A 15,352-nucleotide genomic window follows, 5' to 3' on the forward strand; every position below is an offset into this window, starting at 1 on the left:
CCTATCTTGAGAAGCATCACGTTAGGATATAGCTATCCTTAAAAAAAACTGAATTATACTTTAGGGGGTTGGAAAAGCGATTCCAAATATCTGGAAGAGAAGTTTACTTTATGTAAGTTAACCTGTTTTTTTCCTTCAAACTTTAATTGATTAATTAAAGCCAAATTGTTGTTCTCAATCATTAACACTAAAGGGTGACAACATTGCTGATGGGAATGGATTGGTGTATTCTCCTTATCAGGGTTATGATGATGCCCTTCATTTTTTGCACCATTGTCAATGTAATCTTCGACTACGTATTCAAGGAAAGAGTCTCCATAAACTTTATGGTCTTGATAATGGGTAATAATGCTTGAAATTTCTTTAATTGGCCCACAAAAGTCCATATCAATGCTGATTCCCTGAAAAAAGAATAAAATAGACATTGATATGGAAAAGAATATTTTCATAAAGTTTGACAAAGATACAAATTAATCGATGCACAGGTTGTGCAAAAACTATGGTTGTTCTTTATTTACTAATTTTAGTTAACCTTAAATATAGATTTTGCCTCTCTATAAATCCGTTCAAAATTGAGCTTTAATTCATCGGTTGTAAAATGTTGATGAGGATTTGGTATTTCTCTTTTAATCGTTTGTAGTTTAAATTGAACTCTTTTATCTTTGCCATCAGCAAAAGTTATAAACTCGCCTTGTTTCAAACGGAAAAAAACATCTGCTCTACGTTTAGAAACTTCTTTTTCGCCTGTGGTAATTCTCGTATCAAAATTTAGATTGTGTCCACGATTTATACTTGTGGTTTCCTTACGAACAATCTCAAAGAAACGCTCATAATATTTTGCAGTATCTGGGTCATTAACTTTGCCGAAAAACTGATAGGAAAGATTGCTCAAAATAGCCTTACTCGCTTTGTCTCCATATAGCATATCATTCTGAATTTTATCCTGCATCACGTAAATTGTGGCAATATCATAGCTTCTTAAAGTTGCGGGAATGCGGTGCATATTAAGCAGCTTTATGGTTGGGGCTTCTTCCATCATTAAAAATGACGACTGTTGACCTCTCACGCTCATTTGCTTGATGACTGTGTGCATAATTGCAGCGATGATAGGCGAGTAAGCTGATTCATATTTGGGATGGTTCACGATGCAGATAACAGCAGGATTGTCCTTGCTGTTGATATTCAATGGTACTTCATCTTTTGACAAAGCCATAAACAACTGTTGTGAACCTATCTTTTTAAAGGCATTGGCCAATGTGCTTTTCACACCTGCCGTTTGTTTGTCAGAATCCATTCCGTTGATAAAAGCACTTGCCATACTTCGGGAAGTGATATTTGAGCTCACAAAAGTAACCAACTGTTTGGTAGTCATCGATTGAAAAATAGCAATCAAATGGGGCAGGGTGCAATATTGAGGATAGGACGTTTTTAGTTTCCAAATCATTCCACCCATCAAACCTTCAACAGCATCACTGAAGAATTTTGTGGTACTGTTTGTACTGGATTCGTTGAACTCCAAAAGATTTTCAATGAGTACCTTGGATAATTCATTCACACTTTCCTCATTGGGCAAATATCTTGGGGTAATTGGGTTTACACAATAATGGATTTGGTCAAAAGCTATGGTATAGAATTTAATATCCTTTTCTTTAAATAATGGGTAGGCAATTTCGGTAAGTTCAAAATCCTTGTAATCGTGTATGATACCACAAAATTGATGGGTACTAAAATGCTGTAAAAAATTATAGATAACACTTTCTGTTTTACCGCTTCCCGCAGAGCCAATAATCGATGCACCTCGCTTGATATTTTCGATTTGAAATTTTCCACGACGAAGTTTAAAGCGTACCTGATATTTCTTATCTCCGTTTTTGGGCTCTTCTTGATGAAGAAACACATATAAAACTGTACTGACAAACAATACCGGAACAACAATAAAAAGGATGATATGTGGTATTGACATACTCATATCCCAATAGAACCCGACTGTATTGCTCGGTCAATCCCTTTTTTAAACTTGTTGATTATCTTTAATGCCAACTGTACTTTGTTTGTTGGAATATTCATTATGGGTACACCAGATTTGGCAAGTATTTTATAGGCAGTTGCCTTTTCATTGGTTGGCAATCCCGAAAGAATTGAGAAATACAACTTTGGATTTTTCAGGAATGTTTTACGTGCCTTATAAGTTTCAACATAGTTTCGTTTGTATTGAAATAGAGTGTCAAACGTTTTTTCAGAAGCCTTAAAGAATTTGTCCCTATCAAAACCACGTTTTACAGGTTTGCCATTAAAAACGGTTTCCGAAGCTTTGTACTTGCTACCAGGGGACAAACTGTATTTATTGGACATATCCTTTCTGCTCACAATAATATGGATATGGCTTTGAGAGCCTTCTTTAGGCATCCCTCTAACAATGCGTTTTCCATCTTGTTGATGTGGTGCTTCTTTTTCCAATCGGGACATCGTTTGCTGTAATTTTTTGATGTTGCCTTCTAATTCGCCACTTTTAATTTTCCGGATATCGTTCTTAATTTGAAGTATCTTGGTGGCATAAGGTTGGTTCTCCTGAATTTTCCTATCCGTTCCCTTATACGTACGCTGATGCTCAATTTTGGCATAGTATATAATGTCATCTACAGTAACAGCTCGTCCGTTTATTTCCCGATTAAAAGATTTAGCGTACTCTTTCATCAATTCTCGGGTGTACTTTTTCAGTTCCTCGGAATGATTTTGCAATCGCTTCAATTCATAAGCACTCGGATTGACTGTAATGGAATAAAACTTTGGTTCGGTCTTTTTGAGTTTAGCCGTATTTCCGTCAATTTCTTTAATGACTTCCTTACCTGATATTTCTTCGCCATACTGATTGAAAAAATGTTCCATTTCATCAATGGATTTGTCATCGTTTTCTTTTTCGAGATAAGCGACAAAATCGGAAACGCTCTGTGCATAATTGCCATCTAATGTCTGTTTGGTTACTGTGATATACATTATAATTTTTGTTTAATGTTTTCAAATTCATCTTTGCTTAAATCCAGTTTTAAATAGCCACCTCCAAAACTGCTTTTAACATAAGTGGTCTTATCAATGATTTTTTCTAAATCATATTTTACGGAATGGAATTGTTGTTGAACTTCTTCGTACCGATTTCGATAATGATTCAGTTCCTCATTTTCTGTAATCAATTCCTGTTGTTCAAATTCAAATAATTCTTCTTGTGCTTCTTCCTCTTTTGGATTCTCCTGAAAGAGCAGTTCCAACATTGCATTGGTGGGTTTGGTCTGGTTTTTTTCAATATCCCTAATAATGGCTACAAGTGCATTGATTCGTTTTTTTAAGCTATTCTCTAAAGTCTTCATATTTGCACCCAAAGATTCATTTGGGGATAGCTCGTTCAAATCGAAAAAGTTCATCATTGCTTCCAACGTATCAGTATGTGAATGGGTAATTTCCTTGGAAAATTTCCGAAAGCGAGTTGCCACTTTAGGTTTAATACTAATGGCAGAAAAACTGTATTTCTTTTGATGATTTGAACTCATTTACTGTAAAAAATTGCCGTTTTATAGGGGTTTCAAAAGGATTTACTGTAAAACTTTGTTATTTCTCTATTTTATATAACCAGTAATTATTTGAATATCAAATAATTACAACTAAAAACCAATCGTTAACATCGCCTTGGCGTGTTACCCTCTTGCTTCTCAAATTCGTCCCGCAGGGACAAAATTTTTCAAACAACCTGACTGAAAAGTCAGTTGCTTTTTTTCGGAATAAAAAATTCCGATATGTTTAATTTTTGATGGGTATCATTATCGGCGAAAGTCAAATCAAAATGGGATAACGATACTTTAAATTGATACTGCTAACAGTCTTTTAAAGATATTCTATTTAGATATAATATTGAAATACAGATTGTTTCCAAATGGTTAGTTTTGATACCAAAAAATAGGATTTTTATAAAAAAGTAAATTTAAGACGTCGAGTTTTTGAATATTGGCTCTTGTAAATTTGAAAAAAGTAAAGCACAAAAAAAGACCTCTGAAAGTTCAAAGGTCTTAATTCTTGTTTTTATTTTAGATGTTAAAAACGTACTGATATGAATATAGATTTTTTATCGCTTCTTCGTCCAATATCTTATCATAATCCATATGATGTTCATTGGCGTAGGCTTTAAGGTCGTTCCCAAATTTGCTTTCTATATCTTCTTTTGAAACGGAAAGTAGATGTTGTTGGGTTTCGTCATCGAGGTTGTTATAATTTAGATAAATCATAGCCTTACTTTTTAATATTCGCTTGTAAGCATCAACGTATTATCCACAAAATACAACCGTAGTTCATCCAAAGGAAAATCGGTAAAATTGTATCGGTGTATTTCAAATATATTCCCATTTCCATCGCTGTAAATTATTTCAGCTTCATAGCCTGTATAATCCTGTTCCTCTTCCGATAGCCTTTTAAAATCTATTGTTATAAAATGGCTTCGGTTTAGCAAACTTTTGGCGATTACTGAAACATCGGTAATGAGCCAAAAACACTCTGCTACGTTGGCTAAATATTTCAGTCCGTTTGTAAATCGGGTGCGTATTAATGGGATTTGATAGAACATTTCAGAACCGTGAAAATGTTGCAATCCTTCTTTTATTTCGTTAACTTGTGCTTTCATTGTTATATCTTTTTAGAATTAATGATGAAAAGAAGAGGGCACAAACTAATTGAAAACTGGTATTAGTGCCCTCTTTACTTTTTACTTACTACCTAATAATAGGATTTCATCGGCTATCACTTCGGTAACATAGCGTTGATTGCCATCGTCCGTGGTATAGGTTCGGGTCTTTAGTTTTCCAACAACTCCGATTTCTTTGCCCTTTTCGGCATACTTTTCGATAATTTCAGCAGTTTTGCCCCAAGCGACAACGGTGTGCCAATTGGTATCCGTTTGCTTTTCGCCCTTGCCGTTTTTGTAGTATTCATTGGTTGCCAATGATAAACGGGCTACTTTCTTACCGCTTTCAAGGTTCGTAATAGTTGGTTCTTGCCCAACATTTCCAATTAACTGTACGTGATTTTTAATAGTACTCATAATAAAAGATTTAAAAGATTAATATTTCCCTTTTTGATTTAAACTGAATTAAATTTTAAGGGGTGTTTGTATGATTTCTTTCGTGCTCCGCACAATGGATGAAGTGGGTTTTGTCAAGACTTTTAGGGAATAAATCAGGTGTGTTTGCGACGTAGTAAAATCCTTGGATTTTCAAGGAAGTAGAAACCTTATTTTTGCCTAAAACTTGTACAGTCTTGACAAGTTCCATAATGGTATTAGCAATTCTTATAAAGCCATTTGTGACGAGAGCGTACCGACAGTTAAGCGAACAGAGCAAATGGCTTTATTTTAGAATTGGTTATGCCATACCTGTTTTTCGCTGTCCCGAAAAACAATAAAGGCTTCATCTATTATAAACCCCTTAAAATGTGTGAGGCAAAGGTTCGGTTTTTAAGAATTATCGAGTAAAGACCAAAGTAGGCTTTGCCGTTAATTCTGTTAAGAAAATCGAGGCTTTGACTTTCCGATTACAAGCGGACTGGATTCACGGTTTTGGTTTGGGAATGTAGCGTTCCTTCCCAGCGAAGCGGGAAGGGGAAGCGGAATGGAAAACCAAAAACGGGAATTGGGTCCAAGATTTTTTATAGAGAAGCTCTTTGCCCGAAATGTAGCTTTTTGCGAAATGTAGCGGGAAAGTGCTGAACGGATTATAGAACCAAATTATTCTTTTGAAGTAGGATTTAAAGCGGACTTGACTTTAAAGATGTAGATTGGAATAGAGTTTGACCACTTCCCGAATTTTCTCGGGAATGAGTAGGCAAGTGGAATGGAAATCGGAATCTTTGAAGTTGTGTCCAAGACCTTTTTTGAGAGCAGCTCATTTTCCGAAATGTAGAGCAACGGAATGTAGGGAAATGTGCTAAACGGAATGATAAGGCAGAAGTAAAATTAAAAATCCAGTTTAGTTAGGTACTGGATAAACCTTTTACAATGTTTCTTTAAACCATTGCATATATTTCATCGAACAAAACCTTATCCAACTTTTCTTGTTGTGAAAAGGTCTTTTTCAAGGTATTGTGAAGCATCCAATTAAAGGCGTTGTAACCTACCCATAAATTAGGTTTTGAATAAGCTGGAAACGGTTCATCGTTGATAAGCTCTATAACCTCACGGGATTTTTTTGATGGGTCATCGTTTTTGTCGCTACATTCATATCGGAACAATTTCGTTTTTTCCAATATGTCCTTTACAAATGCCTCGGTATCGATAAGTTCGATTTCTTCCATTTCCCTGAATTTCCTTGTGATTTCGTAGTATTCATTATTTAGAAACTTATCAAATAGCAAGTTCAATTTTGGCATTATTAAATCTGTATTGTTCTTGCTGTGCTTTATCGAAAATGCGATTTCTGCTTGTGCAACGTGTAATCCATTGGTGCATATTTCCCTATAAAAACCGAAATGTCCGGAAGTTTTCTCGCTTCCATCATAAGAATTTTTGAAACGTAACATTGGCAGAATCTTGTCCTGTCCTTCTTTTAAAGAAAACTGATTATCGTCCTCGATTATAAAATCGGTAATGAAAGACCTGTCATTTCTGTTGATAGTGCGTTTATGATATTTCAAATTGGCATCTATTAATAACCCTTCGGCTTTTTTGAAAAACAGTTCATTTGGAATATGGCCATAACTGTTCGAGACCACATTCACAATTTTGTCATTGGAAATAACGGCATTTTCAAGCCCTCTTCGAGACTCCATACCAGTAATAATTTTTAACGATTTCATTTCATTTGAAACGAAAATTTCATCTTGTTGTAAACGATTTAAATACATAATATTTGATTTTAGACCTGTCTGAAGACAGATATGATTAAAAAAAGAAAGCCTACTCTTGCGAGCAGGCTTTCACATTTGAAGACATTAGCTTCATTAAAGTTCAAATTTTAGAATCTGTTCTTCAATCTCTGATTTACGTTGTTCCAAAGTGGACTGTAAATGTGTAGTTACCAACTTGATTAAATTCGTGTTGGTCGTCTTGAATTCCAGATTGCGTGAGTCCCTAATATGAAAGGAACTTGAACCGTCCTGATTGTAATTGAACTTGGTAAGTTCACTCAAGGTTTCCGTAAGTCGTTCACGTTGCGTGGCCAAACCTCTCAATTTTTCAAACTTTTGAATTCTGTCATCCAAATTAATCTCTGGTTTTTTGGCTACCACGAGCTTTTCCGGTGTAACAGCTTTTCCGATAGCTTCCTCGGTCAACTTCTTTTGAACTTCCTTTTTAACGGTTGCATTTACTTTTTTTGCTGTTCCGTTTGATTTTACTTTTGTTTCCATAATTAAATGATTTTAGATTAAACAATATTTGAGCAAAACCCAAACGGAAGACAAAATTTTAGAGTGGAAAGGAAACGGAATCGTTACTTTACCGACAGTAAGAATTATAGATAAAAACAAATGTATTTTTACCATTAAACAACAGTTCCACTTACTGCATTAGCTTTAGAAACGGAATAGAGGAAATCTACTATTTATATTAAGTACAGTAAGTTATTTGAGTCAAAGCCAGAGAGTATTAAGGGCATAACCCACTAACGATTTAAGCCGCTCAATGGGAACATTAAAACATTTTATAATGGAAGTATATGGAATTGACCTGTCCAAAGAAAAGTTTGATGTCAGCTTTCTTGATGTAGGTAAAGAGAAAAAAAAGATCATACGCAATAACTTTAATGGTATATGCAACTTTTTAAAACAAGTGAAAGATGACTGTATCTTGGTAGCTGAGCACACGGGAAGTTACGGCGACCTATTAGTACACCTCTGTTACCGATACGGTATTAAAATAGCATTGGTCTCTGGTTACAGTGTTAAGCACAGTCTTGGGTTGCAGAGAGGTAAAAGTGATTCAAAGGATGCTTATCGTATCAGAAAGTATGGTGAGAGGTTTGCTGAAGAATTGCGCCTTGAAGAACCTAAATCCGAGTCCATCAAAGAACTCAAAGAACTCTATACCTTGCGCGAACAACTTTCCAAAAACAGGACATCACTTCTACTGGGGCAAAAGGCAAGAATGATTGGACCTTCCCAGAGTATTGTGGCCTATAGAAGCTGCAAAAGGGCAATTATGAATTTGGAAAATGAAATTAGTTCTGTTGAAAAAGAAATTGAAAAAGTCGTCCAATCAGATTCAGAATTAAGAGATAATTATAAACTTGTCACAAGTATCAAAGGAATTGGCCCGGTAATCGCAAACAACCTAATCATCAAAACGGAAAACTTCAAACGTATTTCGACGGCAAAAAAAGCGGCTGCATTTGCTGGTGTGTGCCCATACCCCAACTCATCAGGGAAAATGTCAATGAAATCGAAAACAAGCCATATGGCCGATAAAAAACTGAAATCCCTGTTATTCCTTGCTGCCAAAACGGCGGTAGCTCATAATAAGGAATACAGCTTATATGCCGAACGAAAAAAACTTGAAGGAAAGCCTTATTTCTTAATTATGAACAATGTGTCCAATAAAATGCTAAGAACAGTCTATGGTGTCATCCAAAGTCGTAAACCATATGATATGAACCATATTTGTATTGACCCAAGAAAAATGAGTTGAAAAAATAACGATTTTATTTGTTTTTAATAGAGTATATAAATAAGCGAGGGAAGAAGCGATGGCTTTATGCCGTCCCTTTTCCGAAAAATATTTTGCGACGTTTATATTTCGGTAATATTGTATGAATACTCTCTACCTCAAATTTTTCTATAGAAGTTCATCACTTAAAAGACCTATAATGAAATAGTTGATTACTCGATTTAATGTGTTTCCAGAATGATTAACTTAAAGATATTTAGTAGAAATGATTAGGCATAATGAACCAAATTTGAAGCAGTATTAAGAGTCATAAAATAAATGACTTTTTATGTTGGTTTGAAATAATACAAATTATATATTTGCACCATCAGAAAGTAAAGCATTTTACTTTAAGTTCATTTATAATATCGTCAACAAATCGGCTAACAGTAAAGTTTCGGAATCTGTAACTGGTTGATATATATAATATTATGGGGAAAGGGTATAATCCTGCCACCCCGACTAGAAAAAGAGTAATCAAATGATTACTCTTTTTTTTTGCTTTAAACTCAAGTGAATTATATTTTTAAAATTGGGCTTTTTCTATCGTAATAGCTATTATTTCTTTTTCTGAGAATAAATAATCTCGCGCAAGTAGATCTACAACCTAGATCAAAAATAGCTATACTAATTTGTAATATCACTGAAAACAGTTAGTCAGGTTTAAACCTAATATTCCAACTTTGTTTAAAACAAATAAGGATTACTATGGATTTTAAAACAATGTTACAATTACCAGTTTTAGATACAAATGAAGTTTTAAAAATACTTCAAGCAATAGCTGATATAGAGAGAAAAAAAGAAAAACCTCAAATGCTACAAGTTACAATTAGTACGCATTCAGGTGGTGCTTCTGGTTTTTTTGTAAACTATGACAGCGAGAAGTTTGGCTTAACTGGAATAATTTCGCCGCTTTTAATTGTAATTTCACCTTTAACAACAAATATCAACGAATAGTCATCTGTCCTAAAAGGATATGTAATAAGAATTTCTTCGTATTTATTTTTTGAAATATGTACGTGTAAAACGTCATTCTAGGGGTTATCCCCCATAATTTCAATTAGCTCATTTATAGTATGCTTTCTAATTAAATTTTCTTGCAAAATGGTTTTATGAAGATTTGGATTACAAATATAATATTTATCAAATTCCTTTTAGACTATTATCTGTTCTGTAATTTTCTAATAAACACTAAATTATTTATACGATAATAGAACCTGAGCAACTTTTTTTAAATCATCTTCACTAATCTCTGTCTGTGGGGCCAAAGGAAATATTTGCTGTCCTGGTCTACTGATGAATGCAGCACGCCAGCCAGCCCACAGCGCACCAGCAACATCCCACCCATGGGCCGCTATTAGCATACATTCTTCTGGTTTCACCCCCATTTTTCGTGCGGCCCAAGTATATGTGTCTGTAAATGGTTTAAATTTACCAATGTCCTCTACACTTATACGTTCATCAAAACACTCAGTTAAACCCGCGCTTTCAAATTGCTTTTTCACCCCTTCGTTTGAAGAATTTGTAAAAGATACCAGTTTATAACCGTCTTTTTTTAATTGAGCTAAAGCTTCTTTTACTTCGGGGTGTACTGGCAAACCACGTAAGGAATTTAAAACAGTTTTACGTGCTTCTTCCTCTGACAATTTAATATTATTATTCGCTGCTACCATTTGTAAAGCTGCAGCTCCAATATTTCCAAAATGTTCATATTGACCGCTTGCCGTAGTAACTAAAGAATACTGAAGCATGGTAGTAAACCATAATGAAAGTAGATCACCTCTACCATTAAGAGCTTCACTCACTACTTGTTTCATATCGGTAAGATCTAGCAAGGTTTCATTAACATCAAAGAATAAAACTTTTGGTCTTACATTGTCGCTATTTTCCATATTATTTTCTGTTTGTCCTAGTCCTATATTAGGCATCAAAACTCCTGTTGCACCTAATAACCCCAGGTTTTTTTATAAATTTCCTTCTGTCTTTCATAATCTACTTATTCAGTAATTAATTCTGAAAGTACTTCTTTAAACACGTCTACAGGTTGCGCTCCGGTTACTGCACTTTTTCGGTTAAATACAATTGTTGGCACCGAATTAACTCCCATGTTCTTCCAATAACCTTGCTTGTTTCTTATATCATAGCGTACTTCTTCATTATCTAGCCTTGCAAGTGCTTCATCTGCATTTAAACCAACATCTAGTAAAGCTTGTTTTAGGATATCTTTATTTGAAACATCTTTTCGTTCACTAAAGAAAGCGGTAGTTAATCGCATTTTAAGTTCGGTTTGCTTTCCGAAGTCTTTTGCATAATCTAATAAAATATGAGCATTAAAAGTATTTACCATTCGCATATCATCAAAATAATCAAACTTAAAACCAAGCTCTTCTCCTACTTCGGTCATATGCTGTTGGGACTCTTTTTGTTGTTCAAGAGTAGATCCATATTTTTCAGTAATATGTTCTTTTACATTTTGGCCTTCAACGGGCATATTCGGGTTTAACTCAAATGGTTGCCATTCTATTTCTATTTGATCTTGAACACCAAGTTCTGCAATTGCTTTTTCCAAACACTTGTATCCAATAGTACACCAAGGACACACTACATCTGAAACGATATCTATTTTTAATTTATCAGCCATAATTTTATTTTTCAATTGAATTTTATATTTATTTCTTCAACACTAATCTAGTTATTTACTAATTAGATTAGTGCTGAGGAAAATATTTTCCTTTTGTTCATCTTCTGTGATTTTATCTATTGATACCATATTTAAAACCATAGAATTCACAACTCTGCTTTTACTTAAATCTTTATTTATAATTAATGCTTTATGATACATACCTAATGTTTCTACATTAGGTTTTGGACTACTATTATTAATTATAACAATAGAATAATTATCCTCATTTACTGAATTTATTTTTGATGTAAAAGGCTTTAATAAATCATCGTCCTCTTTAAAAACAGGTGTAAATTTATTAGAATAGACTTCGAGTGTTTTATAAGCTTTATTAGCGTAAGCATGGTAATCTGCTATATGCAACTCACTTTTAATTTCACTAGGTTCATAACCTAACATAAGTATAGATTCATCTGCAGCATTGTCTACATGGAAAGGTGTGTTTACTTGTTGGTCAAAGCGCACAAGCCAATGATAGTTTAGTTTTTTGTTGAATGTAGAAACACTAAGTTTTGATAATTCTTTTTTTAGATCTATCATAATAGACCTAAATCGATAAGGTGTAATTTCTTTTTTGTTAAAAACTAGATGCACAAAACCTGGAGCTTCAGTAGTAGTTCTAAAAACGGATTTAAAGTTCTTTTCTGCTATATGTTTTATAGTTTCTTCTTTAATTTTCATTACAACACCTTTCTAGTCTTTTTTAAAAAGTAATCAATTCGCTAATTTGAAGCACTCCTTGCACATTACTATAATTTTTAACATCTGCAGCAAAGGTTTCTCCATGGAGTCCAAAGGACTCTTGAAACGAGGTTATGCTATCAAATTTTAAATGTGCGATTGCTACGTAAGGTGCAGGTTCTCCAGGAACCCTACTAGCCACACCTAAATCTAATTCTAAACCTTTTAAGGCATCACCTAGAGCATTTACGATCATTGGTAAATGGTTTGCTTTGTAATATTCTGCATCAAACTGCACATCTTTACCGTTCGGATACATTACGGATACTTTTATCATATTTTTATTTAAAATATTTATTCTGTTAAAACAACATTTTCGGAAAAACTCTGGTAAGCCTGTTCTACCTCTTTTGCCATCTCGTCGGGGAATAAATGAAAATCTCCAGATTTGAGTGCAGCTACAATTCCTTCTGAAACAGTTTCTGGAGAAGAAGGATTATCAAAACCTGCTTCGGCTGCCATTTCAGTATCTATAGGACTTGGATGCACGCTTAATATATTTACTCCTTTATCTTTGAAGTCTGCTCTTAAACCTTGAGTTAAAGAATAAGAAGCTGCCTTTGATGCGGAATAGATAGAAAGATGAGGGAAGTTTTTTAAAGAAGCTACAGAATTCATTTGAACCAGTGCTCCTTTGTTTTTTTCTAGTGTTTTAGCAAAAGCATTTGCCACTCGTAAAAAACCGAATACATTAACGTCTAATTGTTTTTGAAGCTCTTTTTCTACTTCTTTACCAATAGTTACCTGTGGGTTACCAATACCAGCATTATTAACAACAATCTCTACATCTGTTGTTTGTTGTGCTAAATGTTCTATAGATTCTGTATTGGACAGATCTGCTTTTACCGTTGAAACTTTGTTTCCATATTTCTCTTCTAATTCTTTCGTAGAGTCTAAATCACGAACAGCTAAGTATACTTTTTTAGCACCGTGTTTTAGAAATGATTCTACAATCGATTTACCAATTCCTCTGTTTGCGCCAGTTACTAATGCTACTTTACTTTCTACAGCCATACTCATAATTCTATTTTTTAGATTCTTAATTTTTTAATTTATAAACCTTCCGACTAAACGGAAGGTTTATAACAACTAACCTATCTTAAGTTTTAGAATAAAAACGAAGATTTATTTACTCCACTCATATTTTTTAAACCCTTCATCAACTGGTGTATTAGCAATATGGTTTACATAATTACTAATAGTTTTTTGAGATAAGCCTAAGATAATTTCAAGTACTTGTCTCTCGCCATAACCAGCTTTGTAAAAAGCATCTAAATCTTCTTGAGTTACATTTCCACGATTACGAACAATTTTTAATGTCATAGTTCGCAATGCTTCTAATTTAGGATCTTCTAATTTAGTTTCATTACGTAAAGCCTCTGTGATAGCATCGTCTACTTTCATCATTTTAGCGATACCCGTATGCGCTGGCACACAATAGTGACATTCATGCTCTACATTTATAGATTGCCATACTACAGTTAACTCTTCATTATTAAAAGAGGAATCTACAAATAACTCATGTAATTTTTGGTAAGCATCAAGAATCCCTGGAGCTCCGGCCAAAACACCATGTAAACCAGGTATCATACCATAAGCCTTTTTAGATTTTTCTAATAATTCTTTGCTCTCTTCTGGAGCAGATTCTAGATTCTGAATTTTTAAACTTGTCATAATTTTAAACTTTAATTGTTATTAATAAATATCTAAACAATCGTTTAGATTTGGGTTAAAAAATTTTTATATGTTTTTAAACGTCATTTCAATATAGTCTTCTATTTCTTTTTTGGTATTGACTCTAGACGCTGCGGCTAAACCGTGCTTAGCTAAAAGTAAAAAGTTAGCTTGCTTTAATACTGTTTCCTCGCTTTTGGATGCATCAGTATTTAGCTTTTCAATAAAAATGTTTTTAAGGTTACTCATAAAAACATTCATTTCATTTTTAATTAAAAAATCCTCACTCTCTGAAAATTCATTATAAGTATTAGTAAGTAAACAACCTTTTTTATTACCTAATTGAGATCCTATTTTTACAGAATCATAAAAAAATTCTTTGATGTCTTCAACACCGTTTGAAGCATTTTTAAGCTTTTCGAAGATCTTTTTAATTTTAGAATTGTAGCATTTTAAACTTTCAAGAAAGAGACCGTGTTTACTCCCAAAACTTGAATATATAGAAAACTTATTAATGCCCATTTCTTGCTCTAACATCTTCATAGAAGTATTTTCATAACCGTTTTGCCAAAACAAATACATTGCATTTTCAATAACTTCCTCTTCTTTATATTCTTTTTTTCTTGCCATAATTCTAATTATAGTTCAAAACTAAACAATTGGTTAGTTAACAAAAAGCATTTAACATTTATTTATCAACGAGCTGAGCAAAATCAACCACTTTATGTATCGTTTTATTTAATTCATCCTTTCTCCAATTAATATATAAATCTATTTCTTCATCTAACTCTAAAAACTCTACGTTTTCAGCTTTAGAAAATTTATAAGAATAAGGAAGTATGGAAATTCCAATATTCTTAGAGACTAAATTTACAATCATGCCTCCAAAGTCAGACTCTATTGTAGTGGTAGGTTCAAAACCATATTTTATAAATAATTCTCGTAAAAGAGAACCAAAGAAAGTAGTATGATGTAATCCAGAAATAAGAAATTTTTCATTCTTTAGTTTACTAATATCTCTAGATTTTTGTTGAACAAACCAATGATTTTTGGGTACTGCCAGGCAAATAGGCTCCGAATACAATTTTAAAGACTCAATACTTGGGTTCTTTAACTGATCTCTGCTAAATGCAATATCTGTACGATAATCTACTAATAATTTTTCATGATTTTCATCTGTAGGTTCAGTAAGTTCTAATTTTAAATCAGGTAAATTGGAATTTAGAATTTCTAAAAATTCAGGAAGAAATCTGTATGAAATAGATCCCGGATAAGTAATAGAAACTATACCAGATTCCCCTTCTTCTATTTTTTTTGCCTGACGATGAATTTGATCAAATTCTTTGAGTTTAACTGTCCATTGTTCTTGCAAAAACATCCCTGCATTGGTTAACTTCACGTTTCTTTTATTTCTTTCAAAAAGCACAACTCCTAATTCTTCTTCTAAAGATTGTATTTGTCTACTTAATGAAGACTGAGAAATGAAAATTTTTTCTGCAGTTTTCCAAAAATGCAATTCTTTCGCTAGTATTAAAAAATAATTAATCTGTTGTAAAGTCATAATTAATGCATTTTTAGCA

19 protein-coding genes are annotated in these 15,352 nt (G+C 33.4%); 2 read left to right on the forward strand and 17 right to left on the reverse strand.

Annotation, left to right across the window (positions count from 1 at the left end; translation table 11 throughout):
• Positions 1-53: 53 nt before the first annotated feature.
• The 9 genes from FT986_RS15235 to FT986_RS15275 form a co-directional block, all read right to left on the reverse strand.
• Positions 54-449 (reverse strand): hypothetical protein, encoded by a 396-nt coding sequence (locus FT986_RS15235; RefSeq protein ID WP_244745226.1) that lies wholly within the window; start codon positions 447-449, stop codon positions 54-56.
• Between the two features lie 74 nt (positions 450-523).
• Positions 524-1,969: a type IV secretory system conjugative DNA transfer family protein gene (locus FT986_RS15240; protein ID WP_028281656.1), complete on the reverse strand. Its 1,446-nt coding sequence runs from the start codon at positions 1,967-1,969 to the stop codon at positions 524-526.
• Positions 1,966-2,994: a MobB family relaxase gene (gene mobB / locus FT986_RS15245; RefSeq protein WP_008992775.1), complete on the reverse strand. Its 1,029-nt coding sequence runs from the start codon at positions 2,992-2,994 to the stop codon at positions 1,966-1,968. The genes FT986_RS15240 and mobB overlap by 4 nt, the downstream gene beginning before the upstream one ends.
• Positions 2,994-3,542: a BfmA/BtgA family mobilization protein gene (locus FT986_RS15250; RefSeq protein WP_027126753.1), complete on the reverse strand. Its 549-nt coding sequence runs from the start codon at positions 3,540-3,542 to the stop codon at positions 2,994-2,996. The genes mobB and FT986_RS15250 overlap by 1 nt, the downstream gene beginning before the upstream one ends.
• Positions 3,543-4,073: 531 nt before the next feature.
• Positions 4,074-4,271, reverse strand: coding sequence for a hypothetical protein (locus tag FT986_RS15255; protein WP_008992777.1), 198 nt, complete (start codon positions 4,269-4,271; stop codon positions 4,074-4,076).
• An 11-nt stretch (positions 4,272-4,282) separates the two neighbouring features.
• Positions 4,283-4,663 carry a DUF6876 family protein gene (locus tag FT986_RS15260; protein WP_025743391.1) on the reverse strand — a complete coding sequence of 127 codons (381 nt, stop codon included), beginning with the start codon at positions 4,661-4,663 and terminating at the stop codon, positions 4,283-4,285.
• A gap of 81 nt (positions 4,664-4,744) precedes the next feature.
• Entirely contained in the window at positions 4,745-5,080 is a 336-nt protein-coding gene (locus FT986_RS15265) for a single-stranded DNA-binding protein (RefSeq protein WP_008992779.1), read from the reverse strand.
• A gap of 959 nt (positions 5,081-6,039) precedes the next feature.
• Entirely contained in the window at positions 6,040-6,876 is an 837-nt protein-coding gene (locus FT986_RS15270) for a DUF932 domain-containing protein (protein WP_147865767.1), read from the reverse strand.
• Between the two features lie 96 nt (positions 6,877-6,972).
• Entirely contained in the window at positions 6,973-7,380 is a 408-nt protein-coding gene (locus FT986_RS15275) for a hypothetical protein (RefSeq protein ID WP_147865768.1), read from the reverse strand.
• A gap of 298 nt (positions 7,381-7,678) precedes the next feature.
• On the opposite strand from FT986_RS15275, the gene FT986_RS15280 reads away from it, so the two are divergent.
• Positions 7,679-8,656, forward strand: a complete 978-nt coding sequence (locus FT986_RS15280; RefSeq protein WP_168817893.1) for an IS110 family transposase — start codon at positions 7,679-7,681, stop codon at positions 8,654-8,656.
• A gap of 726 nt (positions 8,657-9,382) precedes the next feature.
• Positions 9,383-9,631 (forward strand): hypothetical protein, encoded by a 249-nt coding sequence (locus tag FT986_RS15285; protein ID WP_147865770.1) that lies wholly within the window; start codon positions 9,383-9,385, stop codon positions 9,629-9,631.
• Positions 9,632-9,870: 239 nt separating this feature from the next.
• On the opposite strand, the gene FT986_RS15290 is transcribed toward FT986_RS15285, so the two are convergent.
• From FT986_RS15290 to FT986_RS15325, 8 genes are all read right to left on the reverse strand, one after another.
• Positions 9,871-10,602: a haloacid dehalogenase type II gene (locus FT986_RS15290; RefSeq protein WP_147865771.1), complete on the reverse strand. Its 732-nt coding sequence runs from the start codon at positions 10,600-10,602 to the stop codon at positions 9,871-9,873.
• A 68-nt stretch (positions 10,603-10,670) separates the two neighbouring features.
• Positions 10,671-11,315 carry a DsbA family oxidoreductase gene (locus FT986_RS15295; protein ID WP_147865772.1) on the reverse strand — a complete coding sequence of 215 codons (645 nt, stop codon included), beginning with the start codon at positions 11,313-11,315 and terminating at the stop codon, positions 10,671-10,673.
• Between the two features lie 51 nt (positions 11,316-11,366).
• Positions 11,367-12,038 (reverse strand): hypothetical protein, encoded by a 672-nt coding sequence (locus FT986_RS15300; RefSeq protein ID WP_147865773.1) that lies wholly within the window; start codon positions 12,036-12,038, stop codon positions 11,367-11,369.
• 22 nt (positions 12,039-12,060) lie between these two features.
• Positions 12,061-12,375: an EthD family reductase gene (locus FT986_RS15305; protein WP_147865774.1), complete on the reverse strand. Its 315-nt coding sequence runs from the start codon at positions 12,373-12,375 to the stop codon at positions 12,061-12,063.
• 17 nt (positions 12,376-12,392) lie between these two features.
• On the reverse strand, positions 12,393-13,118 hold the full coding sequence (locus FT986_RS15310; protein WP_147865775.1) for an SDR family oxidoreductase: 726 nt from the start codon (positions 13,116-13,118) through the stop codon (positions 12,393-12,395).
• Positions 13,119-13,223: 105 nt separating this feature from the next.
• Positions 13,224-13,772, reverse strand: coding sequence for a carboxymuconolactone decarboxylase family protein (locus FT986_RS15315; protein ID WP_147865776.1), 549 nt, complete (start codon positions 13,770-13,772; stop codon positions 13,224-13,226).
• 66 nt (positions 13,773-13,838) lie between these two features.
• A complete protein-coding gene (locus FT986_RS15320) occupies positions 13,839-14,402 on the reverse strand; it encodes a TetR/AcrR family transcriptional regulator (protein WP_147865777.1) in 564 nt (187 codons plus the stop codon).
• 58 nt (positions 14,403-14,460) lie between these two features.
• Positions 14,461-15,333 (reverse strand): LysR family transcriptional regulator, encoded by an 873-nt coding sequence (locus FT986_RS15325; RefSeq protein ID WP_147865778.1) that lies wholly within the window; start codon positions 15,331-15,333, stop codon positions 14,461-14,463.
• Positions 15,334-15,352: the final 19 nt, after the last annotated feature.

This window comes from Mesonia sp. K4-1 (assembly GCF_008017825.1).
GTDB lineage: Bacteria > Bacteroidota > Bacteroidia > Flavobacteriales > Flavobacteriaceae > Mesonia.

Coding starts and splice junctions, on each gene's coding strand:
- FT986_RS15270 (WP_147865767.1), bottom strand. CDS start 6,876: ATGTATTTAAATCGTTTACAACAAGATGAAATTTTCGTTTCAAATGAA.
- FT986_RS15275 (WP_147865768.1), bottom strand. CDS start 7,380: ATGGAAACAAAAGTAAAATCAAACGGAACAGCAAAAAAAGTAAATGCA.
- FT986_RS15260 (WP_025743391.1), bottom strand. CDS start 4,663: ATGAAAGCACAAGTTAACGAAATAAAAGAAGGATTGCAACATTTTCAC.
- FT986_RS15250 (WP_027126753.1), bottom strand. CDS start 3,542: ATGAGTTCAAATCATCAAAAGAAATACAGTTTTTCTGCCATTAGTATT.
- mobB (WP_008992775.1), bottom strand. CDS start 2,994: ATGTATATCACAGTAACCAAACAGACATTAGATGGCAATTATGCACAG.
- FT986_RS15285 (WP_147865770.1), top strand. CDS start 9,383: ATGGATTTTAAAACAATGTTACAATTACCAGTTTTAGATACAAATGAA.
- FT986_RS15290 (WP_147865771.1), bottom strand. CDS start 10,602: ATGCCTAATATAGGACTAGGACAAACAGAAAATAATATGGAAAATAGC.
- FT986_RS15315 (WP_147865776.1), bottom strand. CDS start 13,772: ATGACAAGTTTAAAAATTCAGAATCTAGAATCTGCTCCAGAAGAGAGC.
- FT986_RS15280 (WP_168817893.1), top strand. CDS start 7,679: ATGGAAGTATATGGAATTGACCTGTCCAAAGAAAAGTTTGATGTCAGC.
- FT986_RS15305 (WP_147865774.1), bottom strand. CDS start 12,375: ATGATAAAAGTATCCGTAATGTATCCGAACGGTAAAGATGTGCAGTTT.
- FT986_RS15300 (WP_147865773.1), bottom strand. CDS start 12,038: ATGAAAATTAAAGAAGAAACTATAAAACATATAGCAGAAAAGAACTTT.
- FT986_RS15255 (WP_008992777.1), bottom strand. CDS start 4,271: ATGATTTATCTAAATTATAACAACCTCGATGACGAAACCCAACAACAT.
- FT986_RS15265 (WP_008992779.1), bottom strand. CDS start 5,080: ATGAGTACTATTAAAAATCACGTACAGTTAATTGGAAATGTTGGGCAA.
- FT986_RS15320 (WP_147865777.1), bottom strand. CDS start 14,402: ATGGCAAGAAAAAAAGAATATAAAGAAGAGGAAGTTATTGAAAATGCA.
- FT986_RS15295 (WP_147865772.1), bottom strand. CDS start 11,315: ATGGCTGATAAATTAAAAATAGATATCGTTTCAGATGTAGTGTGTCCT.
- FT986_RS15235 (WP_244745226.1), bottom strand. CDS start 449: ATGAAAATATTCTTTTCCATATCAATGTCTATTTTATTCTTTTTTCAG.
- FT986_RS15310 (WP_147865775.1), bottom strand. CDS start 13,118: ATGAGTATGGCTGTAGAAAGTAAAGTAGCATTAGTAACTGGCGCAAAC.
- FT986_RS15240 (WP_028281656.1), bottom strand. CDS start 1,969: ATGAGTATGTCAATACCACATATCATCCTTTTTATTGTTGTTCCGGTA.
- FT986_RS15325 (WP_147865778.1), bottom strand. CDS start 15,333: ATGACTTTACAACAGATTAATTATTTTTTAATACTAGCGAAAGAATTG.